General features: G+C 61.4%; 5 protein-coding genes. 4 read left to right on the top strand and 1 reads right to left on the bottom strand.

All coding sequences use genetic code 11. The features are described 5' to 3' along the window. The 3 genes from AC3AYF_RS19815 to AC3AYF_RS19805 all read left to right on the top strand — a co-directional run. Positions 1-190 (top strand): Lrp/AsnC ligand binding domain-containing protein (locus tag AC3AYF_RS19815; RefSeq protein WP_487780247.1); only part of this gene is annotated, 190 nt, incomplete at its 5' end. A gap of 50 nt (positions 191-240) precedes the next feature. Then, positions 241-987 carry a HesA/MoeB/ThiF family protein gene (locus AC3AYF_RS19810; protein ID WP_295041300.1) on the top strand — a complete coding sequence of 249 codons (747 nt, stop codon included), beginning with the start codon at positions 241-243 and terminating at the stop codon, positions 985-987. 691 nt (positions 988-1,678) lie between these two features. Then, positions 1,679-1,909 (top strand): hypothetical protein, encoded by a 231-nt coding sequence (locus tag AC3AYF_RS19805; RefSeq protein ID WP_298838565.1) that lies wholly within the window; start codon positions 1,679-1,681, stop codon positions 1,907-1,909. 113 nt (positions 1,910-2,022) lie between these two features. On the opposite strand, the gene AC3AYF_RS19800 is transcribed toward AC3AYF_RS19805, so the two are convergent. Then, positions 2,023-2,568: a glycine zipper 2TM domain-containing protein gene (locus tag AC3AYF_RS19800; protein ID WP_295041298.1), complete on the bottom strand. Its 546-nt coding sequence runs from the start codon at positions 2,566-2,568 to the stop codon at positions 2,023-2,025. A gap of 125 nt (positions 2,569-2,693) precedes the next feature. Between AC3AYF_RS19800 and AC3AYF_RS19795 the strand changes: the two genes are divergently transcribed. Next, on the top strand, positions 2,694-2,987 hold a 294-nt coding region (locus tag AC3AYF_RS19795; RefSeq protein ID WP_487780246.1), incomplete at its 3' end, for a hypothetical protein.

Genomic DNA, 2,987 nt, shown 5'->3' with positions numbered 1-2,987 from the left:
GGTCTCCGGGCAGTTCGACTACATTCTTAAATGCCGTATTCCCGAAATGTCCGCCTACCGGCAGCTGCTGGGCGACGTGGTGCTCACGCTGCCCGGCGTCAAGGAGTCCAAGAGCTACGTGGTCATGGAAGAGGTCAAGGAGGAGTTGGCGCTGCCGATCCCAGATCTCCTGCCGGACGAGGATCGATGACGCGTGGAGGGCTCTGGCCGACAACGTAGCTTTCGCGCCCAGGAAGACTCATGAACGATGAAGCACTACTACGCTACAGCCGTCATATCATGCTCGACGAGATCGACATCGTCGGGCAGGAGCGCCTGCTGGCGTCCCGCGTACTGATCATCGGTGCCGGTGGCCTGGGGTCCCCCGCGGCGCTTTACCTGGCCGGAGCCGGTGTCGGTCACCTGGTCATCGCCGACGACGACATCGTCGAGCTATCCAACCTGCAGCGTCAGATCGCCCACGCGGAAGGGCGCCTCGGGCGCTCCAAGGCGCGTTCCGCGGCCGACGCGGCACGGGGCCTGAACTCGACATGCGACGTGCGGGCTCTGGAGACGCGGCTCGTCGGAGAGGCATTGATGACGGAGGTCGGGCTGGCCGATGTCGTGCTGGATTGCACGGATCGGTTCTCCAGCCGCTTTGCCATCAATCGCGCCTGTGTCGAGAACGAAACACCGCTGGTGAGCGGTGCGGCCATCCGCTTCTCGGGCCAGCTGGCCGTATTCGATCCGCGACAATCTCGATCGCCATGTTATGCCTGCCTCTACGGTGAGCAGGGGGACGATGATGCCCTGACCTGCGCGGAGAGCGGTGTCATCTCGCCGCTGGTGGGCTTGATCGGCAGCTTCCAGGCGCTGGAGGCGATGAAGTTGATCAGTGGTGCCGGGCAGCCTCATCGTGGGTTATCGACCTTCGACGCGCTGAACGGCGAGTGGCGTCACTTCGCACTGCCGAGGGACCCTGACTGCCCGGTGTGCGCTAACCGTTAGCGCCCCTGACGTTCCAGAGGGGGCGATTCACGGCGACCCGCCGGCGCCAGTCGGCGGCGAAATGGCTCGACCGTGGTCGGGAGCGTGAACCTGGCTTGGCCACGGGATTGCGTCCTGCCCGCTGCGGATGAGGTGACGACACCCGCCCGGCAACACTAAAGTCGATGAAAATTCCCCTTTCTCTCCCTGGCGATATCCTGCTAATCTAATACCCATAGTAGTTGGTATGGGTTGGTTTCTACCATATGTTGATTTCCGGCGTGCAAAACTGAATTCATGATCTGACGAATCGAGGTGGGCGCACCTGACGTGCGCAGCCGTGAAGTTCATGGTCGCGATACCGCGATCTTTGGCCCGACAGACTCCAGCGCAAGCGAACGAGTCTGTCGGGCGTTTTTTTGCCCCTATCTTTACACGACTTCCTTCGGTCATTCCCGCCTTTGCGATTCGCGCCCGGCGTCGTTCTCAAGCTTTTGATATTCATGCCGATAATACCAGTCGAGCCGGACTCCCTAGCCAGCCCGAGAGTCGTTTCGTCCTGCGAAACATCATACTTTTTCGTTAATGACTTGATCCAGGTTAATTAGAGCGAGAGTGACGTGAGGCAGAGTAACTTCACTTAATCCGCGGCGGTTGCCGTTCAGCAGCATTGGCATCATGGCCGTGTTGGAGGCGAACATTCGGTAAGACCATGAAATTGACCGTGCGAGATTTTCAGCCCGTCCAGCAGCGGACAAAAAGTGCCCCGCGTGAGGGCAGCCTGGCCCATCACGCCCAAGTTTCGGGGATGCCGGTGGGGACATTGAAAACGCGGGTCAAGAAGCTCGTCGACAAGGGAATCGAGAGAGAGCGCGCCATCGAAATCGCGCTGAGCCAACCGATCGGGCCGCAGGGGCGCCCGAGAAAACCGACTCATCGATAGGCCCTGGGCCCGAGGGGCGGCCGTGAAGCGCGAACTCGACCCGGCAATCTGCCGAAAGCCCCTGATCCGTCATCAGAGGCTTCGGGATGGAAATGGAGACGGCCGTGGCCAGCTCAGGAACGAGCATCCTCCTTCCACTGGGGTTTGCCGTCGCGCATCAGGACCTTGTCGCCTTCGGGCTTTTCATCCAGCTTGGCTTCATGCACTTCACCGTCGTAGCGATACCGAACGTCGTAACCGACGGTCTCTTCCTTGCTGTCATTGACGGTGCTGCAGCGCTGCTCGGTGGTCTGGTAGGTGTCGCCCTGCTGCATCTGTTGCTGGACCTGGTTCCCTGCCACGCCACCACCGACGGCACCCGCCGCCGTCATGATCTTCTTGCCGCTGCCGCCACCGAACTGATTGCCCACGACGCCGCCGACGATGGCGCCGATCGCGGTGCCGGCGATGCGATTCTCGTCTTTCACCGGACGCTGGTGAGTCACCGTGACGTTCTTGCACACTTCGCGCGGTGTGTCGGTGGTCTGCACGATCGGCTCGACGTCGACGATCTCCGCATACCTGGGCCCGCTTTCGGAGGATTGATAGGAGCCGACGGCGATGCCCCCGGCGATACCCAGTGCGGCAATGACGCCACCAATGACGATCGGTTTGTTCATGACCTTGCTCCTCTCTGTGCTCTCCGCAACGTCGAAGCGTCATGCGTTCGGCGCTGCAGTCTTCGCAATTCTTGTGATGTCCCTATCGATTGCCGGTTGGCATGATCCTCGGAGCGCGTCATTCCATGAGCGTCTCTCCAGGGTGGAGTGATTATAGCCTCGAAACCCTCGGCGAGAGTCGGATCCATGGGTTTTTGAACACTGTTTTCATGTTGGTGACGGCAGTGTCTCCAAATGGGGACGGTCTCCGGGCGGCGAGCGCCGGCGCCGAATGGGTGGGGAGCGAAACCGCCTTGCCTGCGGTGCGTGGCGACGGGAAGGGGAAGGGTCGTGGGAAGAGCGGGGCGCGACTCGGCGGCGCCGGGGTTGCCGGCGCCGATCTGGATACCGATGTGGCTTACAGCTCGAACTTGGCCAGC

Source organism: Salinicola sp., from assembly GCF_982684285.1.
Note: the sequence above shows the minus strand (reverse complement) of the source record. Positions and strands in the feature narration are given on the sequence as shown.

Bases quoted from the DNA above. Each gene is read 5' to 3' on its own strand.
- AC3AYF_RS19810 (WP_295041300.1), top strand. From the start codon at position 241: ATGAACGATGAAGCACTACTACGCTACAGCCGTCATATCATGCTCGAC.
- AC3AYF_RS19805 (WP_298838565.1), top strand. From the start codon at position 1,679: ATGAAATTGACCGTGCGAGATTTTCAGCCCGTCCAGCAGCGGACAAAA.
- AC3AYF_RS19800 (WP_295041298.1), bottom strand. From the start codon at position 2,568: ATGAACAAACCGATCGTCATTGGTGGCGTCATTGCCGCACTGGGTATC.